This window comes from Eikenella sp., from assembly GCF_057315495.1.
Window position 1 is genome coordinate 292 of sequence record NZ_DBHKXY010000001.1, and the last position, 13,357, is coordinate 13,648.

General features: G+C 44.6%; 16 protein-coding genes. 15 read left to right on the forward strand and 1 reads right to left on the reverse strand.

All coding sequences use genetic code 11. From position 1 onward, the window contains the following. Positions 1-64: 64 nt before the first annotated feature. From ACO6EE_RS00010 to rfbD, 14 genes are all read left to right on the forward strand, one after another. A complete protein-coding gene (locus ACO6EE_RS00010) occupies positions 65-1,144 on the forward strand; it encodes a glycosyltransferase family 9 protein (RefSeq protein WP_485958500.1) in 1,080 nt (359 codons plus the stop codon). 15 nt (positions 1,145-1,159) lie between these two features. Beyond that, positions 1,160-2,182, forward strand: a complete 1,023-nt coding sequence (locus ACO6EE_RS00015; protein ID WP_485958501.1) for a WaaS/CpsH family glycosyltransferase — start codon at positions 1,160-1,162, stop codon at positions 2,180-2,182. 15 nt (positions 2,183-2,197) lie between these two features. Then, positions 2,198-3,223: a WaaS/CpsH family glycosyltransferase gene (locus tag ACO6EE_RS00020; RefSeq protein ID WP_485958502.1), complete on the forward strand. Its 1,026-nt coding sequence runs from the start codon at positions 2,198-2,200 to the stop codon at positions 3,221-3,223. 28 nt (positions 3,224-3,251) lie between these two features. After that, positions 3,252-3,680 carry a sugar 3,4-ketoisomerase gene (locus ACO6EE_RS00025; RefSeq protein ID WP_485958503.1) on the forward strand — a complete coding sequence of 143 codons (429 nt, stop codon included), beginning with the start codon at positions 3,252-3,254 and terminating at the stop codon, positions 3,678-3,680. After that, on the forward strand, positions 3,661-4,137 hold the full coding sequence (locus ACO6EE_RS00030) for an acyltransferase (RefSeq protein WP_485958504.1): 477 nt from the start codon (positions 3,661-3,663) through the stop codon (positions 4,135-4,137). Before ACO6EE_RS00025 ends, ACO6EE_RS00030 begins: the two co-directional genes overlap by 20 nt. Positions 4,138-4,190: 53 nt before the next feature. Then, positions 4,191-5,294, forward strand: coding sequence for a DegT/DnrJ/EryC1/StrS family aminotransferase (locus ACO6EE_RS00035; RefSeq protein WP_485958505.1), 1,104 nt, complete (start codon positions 4,191-4,193; stop codon positions 5,292-5,294). Positions 5,295-5,303: 9 nt separating this feature from the next. Next, the gene (locus ACO6EE_RS00040) at positions 5,304-6,257 is read left to right on the forward strand and encodes a glycosyltransferase family 2 protein (RefSeq protein WP_485958506.1); all 954 of its coding nucleotides are present in this window, start codon (positions 5,304-5,306) and stop codon (positions 6,255-6,257) included. Between the two features lie 17 nt (positions 6,258-6,274). Continuing rightward, positions 6,275-7,339 (forward strand): glycosyltransferase family 2 protein, encoded by a 1,065-nt coding sequence (locus tag ACO6EE_RS00045; RefSeq protein WP_485958507.1) that lies wholly within the window; start codon positions 6,275-6,277, stop codon positions 7,337-7,339. 2 nt (positions 7,340-7,341) lie between these two features. Then, entirely contained in the window at positions 7,342-8,412 is a 1,071-nt protein-coding gene (gene rfbB / locus ACO6EE_RS00050; RefSeq protein ID WP_485958508.1) for a dTDP-glucose 4,6-dehydratase, read from the forward strand. Positions 8,413-8,424: 12 nt separating this feature from the next. Further along, positions 8,425-8,796: a hypothetical protein gene (locus ACO6EE_RS00055; RefSeq protein ID WP_485958509.1), complete on the forward strand. Its 372-nt coding sequence runs from the start codon at positions 8,425-8,427 to the stop codon at positions 8,794-8,796. A gap of 82 nt (positions 8,797-8,878) precedes the next feature. Next, the gene (gene rfbA / locus ACO6EE_RS00060) at positions 8,879-9,745 is read left to right on the forward strand and encodes a glucose-1-phosphate thymidylyltransferase RfbA (protein WP_485958510.1); all 867 of its coding nucleotides are present in this window, start codon (positions 8,879-8,881) and stop codon (positions 9,743-9,745) included. Positions 9,746-9,765: 20 nt separating this feature from the next. Continuing rightward, on the forward strand, positions 9,766-10,203 hold the full coding sequence (locus ACO6EE_RS00065; protein ID WP_485958511.1) for a hypothetical protein: 438 nt from the start codon (positions 9,766-9,768) through the stop codon (positions 10,201-10,203). A 213-nt stretch (positions 10,204-10,416) separates the two neighbouring features. Continuing rightward, a complete protein-coding gene (rfbC, locus tag ACO6EE_RS00070) occupies positions 10,417-10,959 on the forward strand; it encodes a dTDP-4-dehydrorhamnose 3,5-epimerase (RefSeq protein ID WP_485958512.1) in 543 nt (180 codons plus the stop codon). 24 nt (positions 10,960-10,983) lie between these two features. Further along, positions 10,984-11,856, forward strand: coding sequence for a dTDP-4-dehydrorhamnose reductase (rfbD, locus tag ACO6EE_RS00075; protein WP_485958513.1), 873 nt, complete (start codon positions 10,984-10,986; stop codon positions 11,854-11,856). A gap of 50 nt (positions 11,857-11,906) precedes the next feature. Here the strand turns inward: rfbD and ACO6EE_RS00080 are convergent, their stop codons facing one another. Then, positions 11,907-12,782, reverse strand: a complete 876-nt coding sequence (locus tag ACO6EE_RS00080; protein ID WP_485958514.1) for a prephenate dehydrogenase — start codon at positions 12,780-12,782, stop codon at positions 11,907-11,909. Between the two features lie 381 nt (positions 12,783-13,163). Here ACO6EE_RS00080 and ACO6EE_RS00085 point away from each other — a divergent pair, with 381 nt between their 5' ends. Continuing rightward, positions 13,164-13,310 carry a hypothetical protein gene (locus ACO6EE_RS00085; protein WP_485958515.1) on the forward strand — a complete coding sequence of 49 codons (147 nt, stop codon included), beginning with the start codon at positions 13,164-13,166 and terminating at the stop codon, positions 13,308-13,310. Positions 13,311-13,357 lie beyond the last annotated feature (47 nt).

Genomic DNA, 13,357 nt, shown 5'->3' on the forward strand with positions numbered 1-13,357 from the left:
GATGAACGCGGTAGCGGATATTGCAGTATTAGGGGAATAGCCCTAGTTTTCAGGTAGCCTATCCATGTCACTTAAAAGCACATACAAACGACTCAAGCAAAAATGGGCAGCATTGCGGTTACGCATGGCTAAGGCTCTGCTTGACCGCTCGCCTGATGTCCGCATTGCTGAATTGAACCCTCATTCCATAACGAGTATGCTTTTTCTGCGACAAGATGGAAAAATTGGTGATTATATCGTCAGCTCTTTTGCCTTTCGCGAAATCAAAAGAATCAATCCAAATATTCGTATCGGTGTTATCTGCAACCATAAGAATCAAGCTATTTTTACTAATAATCCATATATTGATGCCTTGCATGTTGTTAGAGCTAAATCAACTATCAGCTATTACATGACTGCGCGTTCGCTAGCCAAACAATATGACATTGCTATTGAACTGAGCTTAGTTTTCCGCCCCCGTGATTTGATTCTGCTGAACGGATTAAAATGCTCATATAATATCGGGCTAGCAAAAGCTGACTATGAAATTTTCAACTTAAATATCAACAACATGCATCAGCATTATAGTGAGGTTTACCAACAGGCCTTAGCATTATGTGGATTTCATGGTATTAATGCAGCTTATAATCTACCTATTCATGCAGAATCCAATGTTGCAATACAGAGTTTTCTCGCAAAGCATCATTTATCAAACTACACTGTAGTTAATTTCTTTGGTGCATCTAAAACCAGACGGTTTAATAATGAAAATATCCGCAATATCTTGGATAAGCTCACCCATACCTTCCCTAATCATCCCTTTGTTTTACTGACCTATCCAGATGTTACCCCATTATTGGAAGAAGTTTGTAATAAATACTCTACTGTATTCGTTTATAAAAATACAAATACTATTTTTGATAGTATAGAAATTATCCGATACGCACAAACTGTCATTACCCCTGATACAGCCATTATTCATATTGCTTCCGGCTTAAATAAAGATATTATTGGTTTGTATCACGACCATCAACAAAACTTAACTAACTGGCATCCGAGAACTAAACAGGCACATCTGATATTTTTTAAAAACAATATCAATGAAATTACTCCCAACCAAATATGCACAGTATTACAGCAAGTATTTGATACAACTACTAGATGAAAAAATAAATTGATTATGGATAAACCTGTTATTCTGCTTGGCATGATTAACGATGCCGGAATTGCCAAAATAGTAGCGGAAGCACTGGCTTATCATGGTTTTGAGGTAATCGATTACTCACTTGACTCGCTAACGTTTGAATATCCAAACTTAGGATCTCGCTTATCCACACAGTGGAAAAAATTGCAAGGCAATAAACAAGCAAAAAAAGAACTGATGGTTCAGCTCAAACAACAAGAAATCCAAGAACAGCTAAGTAAACATCCTTCTTTTGATTATGCTTTATTTATCCGGTCAGATGTCTATCCGGATAGCTTTTTGAGAGAAATCAAACAGAAGAGCAATTTATTTATAAACTATCAATGGGATGCTATTAACCGATTCCCAGCTGCACTCAAACAAATTGATTTATTTGATCGATTTTACGTCTTCGATCCTGATGACTTATCCCACTTCCCAAATAAGCTCTATCCTGCTACTAGTTTCTATTTCGACCATATTCCGACCCCATCAACTGATAACATATCTAATGATATTTATTTTCTTGGGGCTCATCGAGAAGACAGAAAAGAACAAATTATCCGATTCTGCCAATATGCCGAACAGGCTGGATGGAAATTAAATTTCCAGATTTCCTGCCCAAACCACCCTGAAGCACCACACGAATACCCTGTTGATAATATCCAATTTCATAATGGCATTTCTTACAGGCAAAATATTATCAATGCACAAAATTGCGGAGTACTAGCTGACTTCGTAATTAGTTCTCACAAAGGGCTTTCCTTGAGGACTTTTGAAGCTATTGGCTATCGTAAAAAATTAATTACAACCAATTCTGAAGTAAAGGAATATGATTTCTATCATCCTAATAATATCTACATTCTAAATGAAAATAATCTTGATGGAATAAAAAATTTCTTAATCACCCCATACTATGATATTTCTTCAGAAGTTATTAAAAAATATAGTTTTGGGAATTGGATACGTTATATTTTAAATATTCAAACATTTAAACCTATCAAACTACCTAATTTTTAAAAATTATTTCCCACTATGAACAAAAAAACTATTTTATTAGGTATGCCTTTTGATAACGAGATATTCCGCCTTATCGAAACAAATCTCAAATATCATAGATTTGATGTAGTTAGCATTGTCGATGATAATAATCATTTCCGCTATCCATCTTTATCTACTAGGCTAAAAACCAAATTTCAACAGTTAATTTTAAATGATAAGCAAGCTAAATCTCGCCTTAAAGCTAAACTGACTAAACAAAAAATTATTGATTTAATGGATCATATAGGAGAGGTAGATTATGCTTTATTTATTAGAGCCGATATTTATCCTCATGATGTATTAGAACATATCCGTAAACATGTTAAATTTGATATGGTTAATTACCAATGGGATGGAATGCATCGTTATCCTAATATTCAAAGCCGTATTTCTCTGTTTGATCGATTTTATATTTTTGATCCAGCTGATATAAGTTCAAATACTCTACCCAATACTAATTTTTATTTTGATTATGATTTAGGCAATCTACCCAACCCCATTAATGATTTTTATTTTGTTGGCAGCCACCTTCCAGGCCGGGATATCTCGATTGCAAATTTTAGCAAATTTGCTCAAGAAAAAGGATGGAAATTAGATTTTCATATTTTCTGCGGCTCCAATCCTAGTTCCTATCGGAAATTTTATCCTAATAATAATATTAACTTATTTAAGAAATATCGAAATTTTCAGGAAAATTTAGAAAGAGCTAAACTAGCCAAAGTCTTAGTAGATTTTAAAAACCCCATTCATAATGGTCTATCTTTTAGGGTATTTGAAGCTCTTGGCTACCAACGAAAATTAATCACTACAAATACAAATATAATTAAATATGATTTTTATCATCCGAATAATATTTTTATTTGGGATGGCGTTCAACTTGATGGTATAGATACGTTTTTAGCAACCCCATATCAAGCAATAGATTCTTCTATCCGTGAGAAATATAGCTTTGGCAATTGGGTACGGTATACACTCAATCTTCCTATATATCAAACAATTACCTTGCCACCAACAAGTTAATTTTAGCTATTAAAACCGAGAATAAAATATGGAAATTAAATTATTGCCGTTGCAAAGTCATGGTGACGATCGTGGCTCATTAATCGCTTTAGAAGAAGGGAAAAATGTCCCTTTTGAAATTAAACGAGTTTATTATTTATACAATACTAAACCTGGTGTATCACGTGGCTTTCATGCCCATAAAAACCTAAAGCAAGTTGTAATTGCAGTTAGAGGGTCGTGCCGTTTTGTACTAGATGATGGTGATGAAAAAATCAGTATTCTACTGGATAATCCGGCTCAAGGGCTTTTAATTGAATCGGGAATTTGGAGAGAGATGCATGACTTTTCAGAAGATTGTGTACTAATGGTATTAGCAGATAGCCTATATAGTGAAGAAGACTATATTCGTGACTATAATGAATTTCTTCAATTCCATAAAAACATTGGAGGCGTACATGATTCATCCCTTAAGTGATGTTCATAGTAATAATATTGGAAATGGAACAAAAGTATGGCAATTTTCAGTTATCTTAGCTGGTGCTAAAATTGGGGATAATTGTAATATTTGTGCACATACTTTTATTGAGAATGAAGTGATTATTGGAAATAATGTTACTATTAAATCAGGGGTATACTTATGGGATGGAATCGTAGTACATGATGATGTATTTATTGGTCCGAATGCTACATTTACTAATGATAAAAAACCTCGATCTAAGCAATATCCTGACCAATTTTTAATGACAACTATTGGCAAAGGTGCATCCATTGGTGCTAATGCAACCATTCTCCCTGGAGTGAGTTTAGGAGATTACTGTATGATTGGTGCAGGATCAGTAGTTACTAAAGATATTCCACCATATAGTATAGTTATTGGTAACCCAGCAAGAGTTATTGGGACAACCCTAGAAAATTCCAAACAGTATCTATAAGTATCAGTTATATCAACAATAGTATAACCAGAATAATATAAAGAGTTTCAGCAATGATTAAATTTTTAGACTTGCAAAAAATTAATGCTCAATATAAAAATGAGATACAAGATGCCTGCTCACGTGTGCTTGATTCTGGCTGGTATTTATTAGGGAAAGAGCTAGAAAATTTTGAAGCTCTTTTTTCTAAATTCTGTGGGACAAAATATGCCTTAGGCGTTGCTAATGGACTGGATGCACTATCTCTAGTGTTGCGCGCTTGGAAAGAATTAGGCTACCTGAAAGATGGTGATGAAGTTATTGTACCAGCAAATACCTATATTGCTAGTATTTTAGCTATTACAGAAAATCGCCTAACCCCCATTTTGGTTGAACCAAATATCAACACCTATACTATAGATACAGATAAAATTCAATCGGCTGTAACCACAAAAACTAAAGCTATCTTGCCTGTACATCTTTATGGTCAGCTAGCCAATATGTCGGCAATTTTACAGCTTGCCGAACAATATGATTTACTTGTATTAGAAGACTGTGCTCAAGCCCATGGCGCACATATTGATGGAAGGAGAGCTGGCAATTTTGGGCATGCAGGGGCGTTTAGTTTTTATCCCGGTAAAAATCTTGGCGCATTGGGAGACTCGGGGGCAATTACTACCAATGATGAAACGTTATTTAGTACCTTAAAAGCTTTGCGCAATTACGGTTCTCATGAAAAATATAAGAATATTTATTGTGGCACAAATAGCCGGCTAGATGAACTCCAAGCTGCCATATTATCAGTGAAACTCCCCCATCTGCCTCAAGAAAATATTCGTAGGCAACAAATTGCCAAGCACTATTTAGAAAATATTCGTAACCCTGCAATAACCCTGCCTTGTATTGACATAGCATCAGCACATGTATGGCATTTGTTTGTTATCCGTAGTAAATACAGAGCTGCGCTACAACACCATCTGGCTGAACAAAACATACAAACACTTATCCACTATCCTATTGCCCCACATCATCAGGCTTGTTACGCAAAGTGGAAGCATTTATCTTTACCACTTACTGAACGCATCCATCAAGAAGTTTTATCTTTACCCATCAGCCCAGTGATGGAAGATAATGATGTAGAGGCTGTTATCACTGCTTGTAATTCTTTTAAAATATAAGGATGTAACATGATCCCCCCTATTGTTTCTATTTTAGTACCTGTTTATAATGGGGAAAATTATCTTGGTATGTTGATTGACTGCCTTATCAAACAGACTCTGACTAATTTTGAAGTGATTTTTGTTGATGATCAATCTGAAGATAACAGTCTGCAAATAATTGAATCTCAGTCTAGTCTTGATAGTCGCTTTAGAGTGTTAAAAATGCCTAAAAAAGGGGGGAATGCGGTAAAAGGTATTAAATATGGGCTTAATTACTGTAATGGTAAATATTTCTTTTATATGAGTCAGGATGACTTAATAGAACATGATACTTTAGAAAAATTAGTTACAACTGCAGAACTACAAAATGTAGATGCAGTAATCCCTGATATGGAGTGGTTCTTTGCTAACTCTCCAAATAACCGTAGAACCACACCACCAAATGGATTAAACTACGATAGTATTATCGATGGTGCTACGGCATTCAAATTGGCTATGCCATGGAAAATACATGGTTTCTATTTAAGAAAAACTCATTTACTTAGAGAGGTTGGCTATGATGATTCTTATCTCACAGGTGATGAATGTAACTCACGGAAATATTTATTTTTCTGCAATCGAATAACCTTTTGCCAGACTACTTTTTACTATCGTCAGGATAATACATCTGCCCTCACTAAAGTTTTTCGGCCACATATTATAGAAGATATTTATAGTTATGTTCATCTTCTAGAATTTATGCATCAGAACTCCTTTGATAGAGAATTTATAAAAAAATGGCATCAACATACAGTTGATTTGATTTTTTACTATAGAAGAATGGCAGAACAGAACTCTGCCACTCTTGATGATACAGATAAGAAATCCGCACAAAATATATTATATGAAGCAAGAAATAGATTATTGAAATTCTCAAGAAATAGTCGGCTATTTAAAGGCTATATTAGGCTACTAAGAAAATCTAAAATCAACTGGCAATAATATTCTCAAATTAAATTATGCATCTTCCCCTCTTATCGATTTGCTGCTTAGGCTATAACCACGCAAATTTTCTCCAAGAAAATCTGGACTCTATTGTCCGCATAAATTATAAAAATATTGAAGTAATTGTTGTGGATGATGGTTCTGCAGATAATAGCGCTGGCATCTTAAAAAAACTGGCCAAAAATTTTCCATTACCGATTACCATCATTTTACAAGAAAATACTGGGAATATTGGAAAAAACTTTAATACTGCCATACAGCATGCTAACGGAGAACTTATTTCTTTCATTGCTTTAGATGACGTATTCCGACCAGCTACTATGCTAGCTTCCATTCAGCTAATGGCTAAAAACCCAAGCTTAGCTTTTATTGCTGCCAAAACAGCCGTAGCCATAAATGATACAGGCCTAGTGATAAATAAACTGCCTCCATTGCCAATAGAAAAACTAGAGCATATCAGCATCGATGAGCTGTTAGAATTTGAATATACACAATTTGGATCTTTCTACATACAAGGATGCATCTTTAGGAAATCTATCATTGATGCAATCAGCGGATTTGATGAAGATATGACTGGAGATGATATTATCTTAAGAACAAAACTATTTCGACATTTAAAACAAAATTTTGGATGGGAATATAGCTTTATTCATGATAATACCGTATTCTATCGATTACATGATAATAATGTCCACAAAAATGGTACTAGACAAATTCGTATTGTTTCAGAATACCTAGATAAATACTGGCCAAATAAACCAAATCCACAGACATTGACTGATTGGGCAAAATGGGTTATCCAAGATAAAAAATTTGAAGAAGCAATTTCTCTATTCTCTATGAATAAGCGCGCAGCTACTTTGCTATCAGATCCAACGATACAACAAACATTACAGCATATACTATATCGAGAAAGTAAACTAAATAAAATTATAAAAAAATACATCTATAGGAAAGAAAGGCCTACCTCAGAGATACGTAAATTGATTTTCTTTGGTATCATCCCTATCTCTTATCGAAGAAAAAAACAGATTTCCTCAGATCTTTTGCCACTTGTCCACTATTCAAACTACAAATAATTATGAATCTTCTCATCACCGGTGGTGCCGGCTTTATCGGCTCGGCAGTTATCCGCCACATCATCCGCCACACTCGAGATTCTGTTATCAATCTCGACAAGCTCACCTACGCGGGCAACCTTGAGTCTCTGGCAGAAGTTTCAGGTAGCCCCCGCTATACTTTCGAGCAAGTGGATATTTGCAATCGCGCTGAGCTCGACCGCGTATTTGCCCAACACCAGCCCGACGCAGTGATGCACCTGGCAGCGGAAAGTCATGTGGATAGGAGCATAGACAGTGCTGGCGAATTTATCCAAACCAATATTGTCGGTACCTTTAATCTGCTCGAAGCAGCCCGTGCCTATTGGCTGGGACTACCTGAAAACCGCCGCTCAGTATTCCGTTTTCATCATATCTCCACCGATGAAGTGTATGGCGACTTGCACGGCACGGATGATCTTTTCACCGAAACCACGCCCTACGCCCCGTCTAGCCCCTATTCCGCCAGCAAAGCTTCCAGCGACCACCTAGTGCGCGCTTGGCTACGCACCTACGGCCTGCCCACCATCATTACCAACTGTTCCAACAACTACGGTCCCTACCACTTCCCTGAAAAACTCATTCCGCTGATGATTCTGAATGCCCTAGCCGGCAAACCATTGCCTGTTTACGGCAACGGGCAGCAAATCCGCGATTGGCTTTTCGTGGAAGACCATGCCCGTGCGCTGTATCAAGTCATTACCGAAGGCAAAATCGGCGAGAGCTACAATATCGGCGGCCACAACGAGAAAACCAATCTCGAAGTAGTACAAACTATCTGTACCTTACTGGAAGAACTGGCGCCAGAAAAACCCGTTGGCGTGTCACGCTATGCCGACCTGATTACCTTCGTGCCCGACCGTCCCGGCCACGACCTGCGTTATGCCATCGATGCCGCCAAAATCGGACGCGAGCTGGGCTGGCAGCCGCAGGAAACATTTGAATCAGGAATGCGCAAAACCGTACAGTGGTACTTGGATAACAAAATTTGGTGGCAACGCATCCTCGACGGCCGCTACCGCCTGGAGCGGCTTGGCCACTTATCGAACCCATAACTCGGAGACCCTATGAACATCCGTAATAGCGTACTGCTCGGTTTCCTCACCCTCGGCTTTGCTCTCTCCGGCAGCCTAGAAGCCAAAACCCACCCTCACCGCACACCTGCCGCCACCCAGCAGCAACGTGCCGACGGCAGCAGCCAAGAGCGCGCCGTGGTTATCCACGAAAACGACACCCCGCGCGGCATTGCTGCCGAAAACCGCTGGATTGCCCAAAACATGCCCGGCTACCGCAAGGTCGGCCAGGCTCTGATTCAAGGCCAAGACGGCATTTACGACCGCATCAGCGTGATCGGCCCGAACGGCGAGCGCAAAGAAGTATTCTTTGAAATCAGCGAATTCTTCGGCCGCTACAACGGCAAACTATTAGGTGCAGAATAAACATAGCAACCAAATAGACAACAGGCTACCTGAAAACCGTTCACTCTTTTCAGGTAGCCTTCTACCAAAAGGAGGTTAAAGCATGAAAGGTATCATCCTCGCTGGCGGTTCCGGCACACGGCTGTATCCCATCACTCGCGGCATATCCAAACAACTCATGCCCGTATACGACAAACCGATGATTTACTACCCCCTATCGGTGTTAATGCTCGCCGGCATCCGCGACATCCTCATCATCACCACCCCCGAAGACAACGCCGCCTTCCGCCGCCTGCTCGGCAACGGCAGCGACTTCGGCATCCGCCTGCAATACGCCGTACAACCCAGCCCGGACGGCCTCGCCCAAGCTTTCATCATCGGCGAAGAATTTATCGGTAGCGACAACGTCTGCCTGGTATTGGGCGACAACATCTTCTATGGCCAATCCTTCACCCAAGCCCTGCAGCAAGCTGCGGCCCAAACCCACGGCGCCACTGTATTCGCCTACCAAGTGAAAGATCCGGAACGCTTTGGCGTGGTTGAATTCGACCAACACTTCAAAGCACTATCCATCGAAGAAAAACCCAAACAACCCAAATCCAACTGGGCAGTAACCGGCCTCTATTTCTACGACAAGCGCGTGGTCGAATTCGCCAAACAAATCAAGCCATCCGCACGCGGCGAACTCGAAATTTCCGACCTCAACCAGCTTTATCTCGAAGACGGCAGCCTTTCCGTGCAACTGCTCGGCCGCGGCTTTGCCTGGCTCGATACCGGCACACACGAAAGCCTGCACGAAGCCGCCTCATTTGTGCGTACCATCCAAAATGTGCAAGCCCTTCAGGTAGCCTGCCTCGAAGAAATCGCCTGGCGCAACGGCTGGCTTTCCAACGAGCAATTGGCCGATTTGGCCAAACCCATGGCCAAAAACCAATACGGCCAATACCTGCTGCGGCTAGTAGGAAAATAACCTCACTCTACTTCCCAATCATGAAACCAGTTCTCCTCATCCTCCTGCTCGCCGCCCCTCTGGCCCAAGCCGACGTCTCATTCGTCCACCCCATGAGCCCGGCCGAATGCAAACAAGCCGTTATCGACAGCATGGAAATGTATGCAGACAGCCGCTACTGCGAAAAAGACGACACTGAGCAAACCCATCGCCAAGCCATGATTGGCTGGTATGCCATTGGCGAGCTCAACAGCAAATCCGGCAATGAAGAATTCAACCGCTGCACCCTCTCCCCAGAACAGCGACAAGAACTCTCCGACTTAACCAAGCACTACGAAGCCATCATGCGCAGCCCCGAGCACCTGCAACAATTCTGCACGCCTGACAACCGTGCCCGCATCGCACCGCTCTACCTCCGCTATATGCACCTGTTGCAAGAAATGGAAAACATCCGCAACTGGCGTAGCGAACATCCGTAACTCCTTTTCAGGTAGCCCCATGCGCCAAGCCCTACTCCTCACTGCCATGCCCGCTACCACCCAAACTTAAAACAACCGCTGGACACCTTTCCGCCTCACCAACACCGAAGGCAACCCTATCAGCTTCTACAGCAACACCCAAGTGCTGAACCAACTCAACCGCAGGAACTAACCCAGGCTACCTGAAACCACCAACTACCAAAGTACCCCATCATGAATATCCTTCCCACTACCCTTCCTGATGTCAAACTCCTCCAGCCCCAAGTCTACGGCGACGAGCGCGGCTTCTTTATGGAAACCTTCCGCGACAACTGGTTTCGCGAACACATCGCCCCACGCACCTTCGTGCAGGAAAACCACTCCAAATCCGGCCAAGGCGTTTTGCGCGGCCTGCACTACCAAACCGAAAACACCCAAGGTAAACTCGTGCGCGTGATTGCCGGCGAAGTGTTCGACGTGGCCGTCGATCTGCGCCGCAGCTCCCCCACCTTCGGCCAATGGGCCGGCGCCATCCTCTCCGCCGAAAACAAACACCAGCTCTGGGTGCCTGAAGGCTTTGCCCACGGCTTCTACGTGCTCAGCCAAGAGGCCGAATTCGTTTATAAATGCACCGACTACTACAACCCCAAAGCCGAACATTCCCTGTTGTGGAACGACCCCGCAGTCGGCATCGAATGGCCGCTGCAAGGCGAACCCAAGCTCTCGCCCAAAGACCTCGCCGGCAAACCGCTAAACCAAGCCGTATTGTTTGATTAAACATCCCAATTTCAGGTAGCCCCCATGAAACTCCTCATCACCGGCCACCATGGCCAAGTTGGCCAAGCCCTCATCCAGCAGGCCGCCGCCCACAATTTTCAGGTAGCCGCTTACGACCGTAGCGAACTCGACATCGCCGACCGTGCTGCCGTATTGCAGGCTGTTGAGCGCGAGCAACCCGCCGTGATCATCAACGCCGCCGCCTACACCGCCGTGGACAAAGCCGAAAGCGAGCCGGCTGTCGCCTATGCCGCCAACGCCGAAGGTGCCGAAAACCTCGCCCGCGCCGCCCACGCCGCAGGCACCGCCATCCTGCATATTTCCACCGACTACGTTTTCAACGGCCGCACCGAGCGCCCCTACCTCGAAACCGACACCCCCGATCCCCAAACCATATACGGCCGAAGCAAACTGACCGGCGAACAAGCCGTGCAGGCCGCCTGCCCGCGCCACATTATCCTGCGCACCGCCTGGGTTTTCGGCGAACACGGCCACAACTTCGTGAAAACCATGCTCCGCCTCGGCCGCGAACGCGACAGCCTAGGCGTCGTGGCCGACCAAAGCGGCGCACCCACCTATGCCGGCCACATCGCCGCTGCCCTGCTGCACATCGCCGGGCGCACCCAAACCGAAAACTGCCCCTACGGCCTCTACCACTTTTCAGGTAGCCCCTACACCACCTGGCACGGCTTTGCCGCCGAAATCTTCCGCCGCGCCGCCGAACAAGGCATCCTGCCCCGCACACCCGAACTGTGCGCCATCACCACCGCCGACTACCCAACCCCCGCCAGCCGCCCCGCCGACTCCCGCCTCGACTGCAGCAAAATCCACACCGCCTTCGGCATCGCCCCCAGCGATTGGCAAAGTGCATTGGGTAATCTGGCCGACTATCTCTAGCCACACAAACTTTCAGGTAGCCTCTCCCACAACAGGCTACCTGAAATTTCCTACCTCCGCCCGTTTTCCCACTCCCGCCGCGCCGTGCTCGCCTCGGCAAACATCTCCCGCAAGCCCGCTCCGTCTTCCTGCGCCAAACATTCGCGCAGCCGCGCCAGCTGCTGCTGTTGCCCGTCCAATAAAGCTAATAGGTTGTCGCGGTTGGCCAGCGCAATGTCTGTCCACATCATCGGCTCGCTGGCCGCTAGGCGGGAAAAATCGCGGAAACCGCTGCCCGCCAACCGCAGCCATTCGTCACTCTCTGCCGCGAGCGCCACCTGCCGCATATAGGCATAGGCCAAAAGCTGCGGCAGGTGCGATACCGCCGCAAACGCCGCATCGTGCGCCGCCGCGTCCATATGCTTCACCCGCGCGCCCACTGCCTGCCACAATGCTTCCACCCGCGCCAACGCCGCCGCATCCTGCCCTTCGTGCGGGCAAATAATCAGCCGTTTGCCGGCAAACAGCCCGGCTTGTGCCGCCGCCGCGCCAGAACGCTCCGTGCCTGCAATCGGGTGTGCCGCCACGCAGCGCGGCCACGCACCCGGCAAATAACGCGCAAACGCTGCCAGCACCGACTGCTTGGTGCTGCCCACATCGCTCACCACACATCCCGCCGGCAAGAGCGGCGCCAATTCCGCACAAATCCGCCCCACCGCGCCCACCGGCGCGGCCAGCAGCACCAAATCCGTATCGGCCGATATGGCCTGGCCAAATGAAGCAAAGCCTTCATCCACCACGCCCAAATCCAGCGCCTGCCGCAGATTGTCCGCATCCGTATCCACACCCGCCACGCAATCCGCCAGCCCCAGCCGCCTCACATCCAAAGCCAGCGAGCCGCCAATCAGGCCCACCCCTGCCACCACCATCCGCCGCAGCAAAGCCATTGTTCGTCCTTTTCCCATTCACTAATCACAGGCAAATATTCTAGCCGCAAAGCCTGCCCGGCAATAGGGTGCTGCCGCCGCATACCAAGGTATGGAAATTAACAGTGCTGTTTACACTTTCAGCTTTTGCTTAAAGACCAGTTTGAGCAGCCATCCGGCATTGCCAAGAATGTCGATAGACACGGGAAACCCGCTCTGTTCTTGATAATGACGGATAGCTGCTTAAGAATCATTCAAGCAAAAACAAAAGCTGTCCGCCGTAGAAAAGTGTAAACAACTCGACGATTTCCTACAATTTAGTAATGGTGCAAATACCACAATTATATTAGCATCAGGACTTGGTGGCAGAGGCTCGTATAGTATTATTCCAAGGAGGTAGAAATGGATAAACCCTGGTCATTTGATGATTTACATGGGTATAAGGATTTTGTCGTTTTTGTTCAGTTATGTGCACCGAACAACTTCCCTGTATATGAAGATGAGCCTCCAGAGTATCGATGGACTCTCGAAAAGGCTTTTCAGGCATAAGTAACAAAAAAGGTGCTAAAGCCCCCCGCAAGCCTTATCCTGCAAGG

What these genes read in the sequence shown, in the direction of transcription:
- ACO6EE_RS00010 (WP_485958500.1), top strand. Translation starts at nt 65, where the DNA reads ATGTCACTTAAAAGCACATACAAACGACTCAAGCAAAAATGGGCAGCA.
- ACO6EE_RS00015 (WP_485958501.1), top strand. Translation starts at nt 1,160, where the DNA reads ATGGATAAACCTGTTATTCTGCTTGGCATGATTAACGATGCCGGAATT.
- ACO6EE_RS00020 (WP_485958502.1), top strand. Translation starts at nt 2,198, where the DNA reads ATGAACAAAAAAACTATTTTATTAGGTATGCCTTTTGATAACGAGATA.
- ACO6EE_RS00025 (WP_485958503.1), top strand. Translation starts at nt 3,252, where the DNA reads ATGGAAATTAAATTATTGCCGTTGCAAAGTCATGGTGACGATCGTGGC.
- ACO6EE_RS00030 (WP_485958504.1), top strand. Translation starts at nt 3,661, where the DNA reads ATGATTCATCCCTTAAGTGATGTTCATAGTAATAATATTGGAAATGGA.
- ACO6EE_RS00035 (WP_485958505.1), top strand. Translation starts at nt 4,191, where the DNA reads ATGATTAAATTTTTAGACTTGCAAAAAATTAATGCTCAATATAAAAAT.
- ACO6EE_RS00040 (WP_485958506.1), top strand. Translation starts at nt 5,304, where the DNA reads ATGATCCCCCCTATTGTTTCTATTTTAGTACCTGTTTATAATGGGGAA.
- ACO6EE_RS00045 (WP_485958507.1), top strand. Translation starts at nt 6,275, where the DNA reads ATGCATCTTCCCCTCTTATCGATTTGCTGCTTAGGCTATAACCACGCA.
- rfbB (WP_485958508.1), top strand. Translation starts at nt 7,342, where the DNA reads ATGAATCTTCTCATCACCGGTGGTGCCGGCTTTATCGGCTCGGCAGTT.
- ACO6EE_RS00055 (WP_485958509.1), top strand. Translation starts at nt 8,425, where the DNA reads ATGAACATCCGTAATAGCGTACTGCTCGGTTTCCTCACCCTCGGCTTT.
- rfbA (WP_485958510.1), top strand. Translation starts at nt 8,879, where the DNA reads ATGAAAGGTATCATCCTCGCTGGCGGTTCCGGCACACGGCTGTATCCC.
- ACO6EE_RS00065 (WP_485958511.1), top strand. Translation starts at nt 9,766, where the DNA reads ATGAAACCAGTTCTCCTCATCCTCCTGCTCGCCGCCCCTCTGGCCCAA.
- rfbC (WP_485958512.1), top strand. Translation starts at nt 10,417, where the DNA reads ATGAATATCCTTCCCACTACCCTTCCTGATGTCAAACTCCTCCAGCCC.
- rfbD (WP_485958513.1), top strand. Translation starts at nt 10,984, where the DNA reads ATGAAACTCCTCATCACCGGCCACCATGGCCAAGTTGGCCAAGCCCTC.
- ACO6EE_RS00080 (WP_485958514.1), bottom strand. Translation starts at nt 12,782, where the DNA reads ATGGCTTTGCTGCGGCGGATGGTGGTGGCAGGGGTGGGCCTGATTGGC.
- ACO6EE_RS00085 (WP_485958515.1), top strand. Translation starts at nt 13,164, where the DNA reads ATGGATAAACCCTGGTCATTTGATGATTTACATGGGTATAAGGATTTT.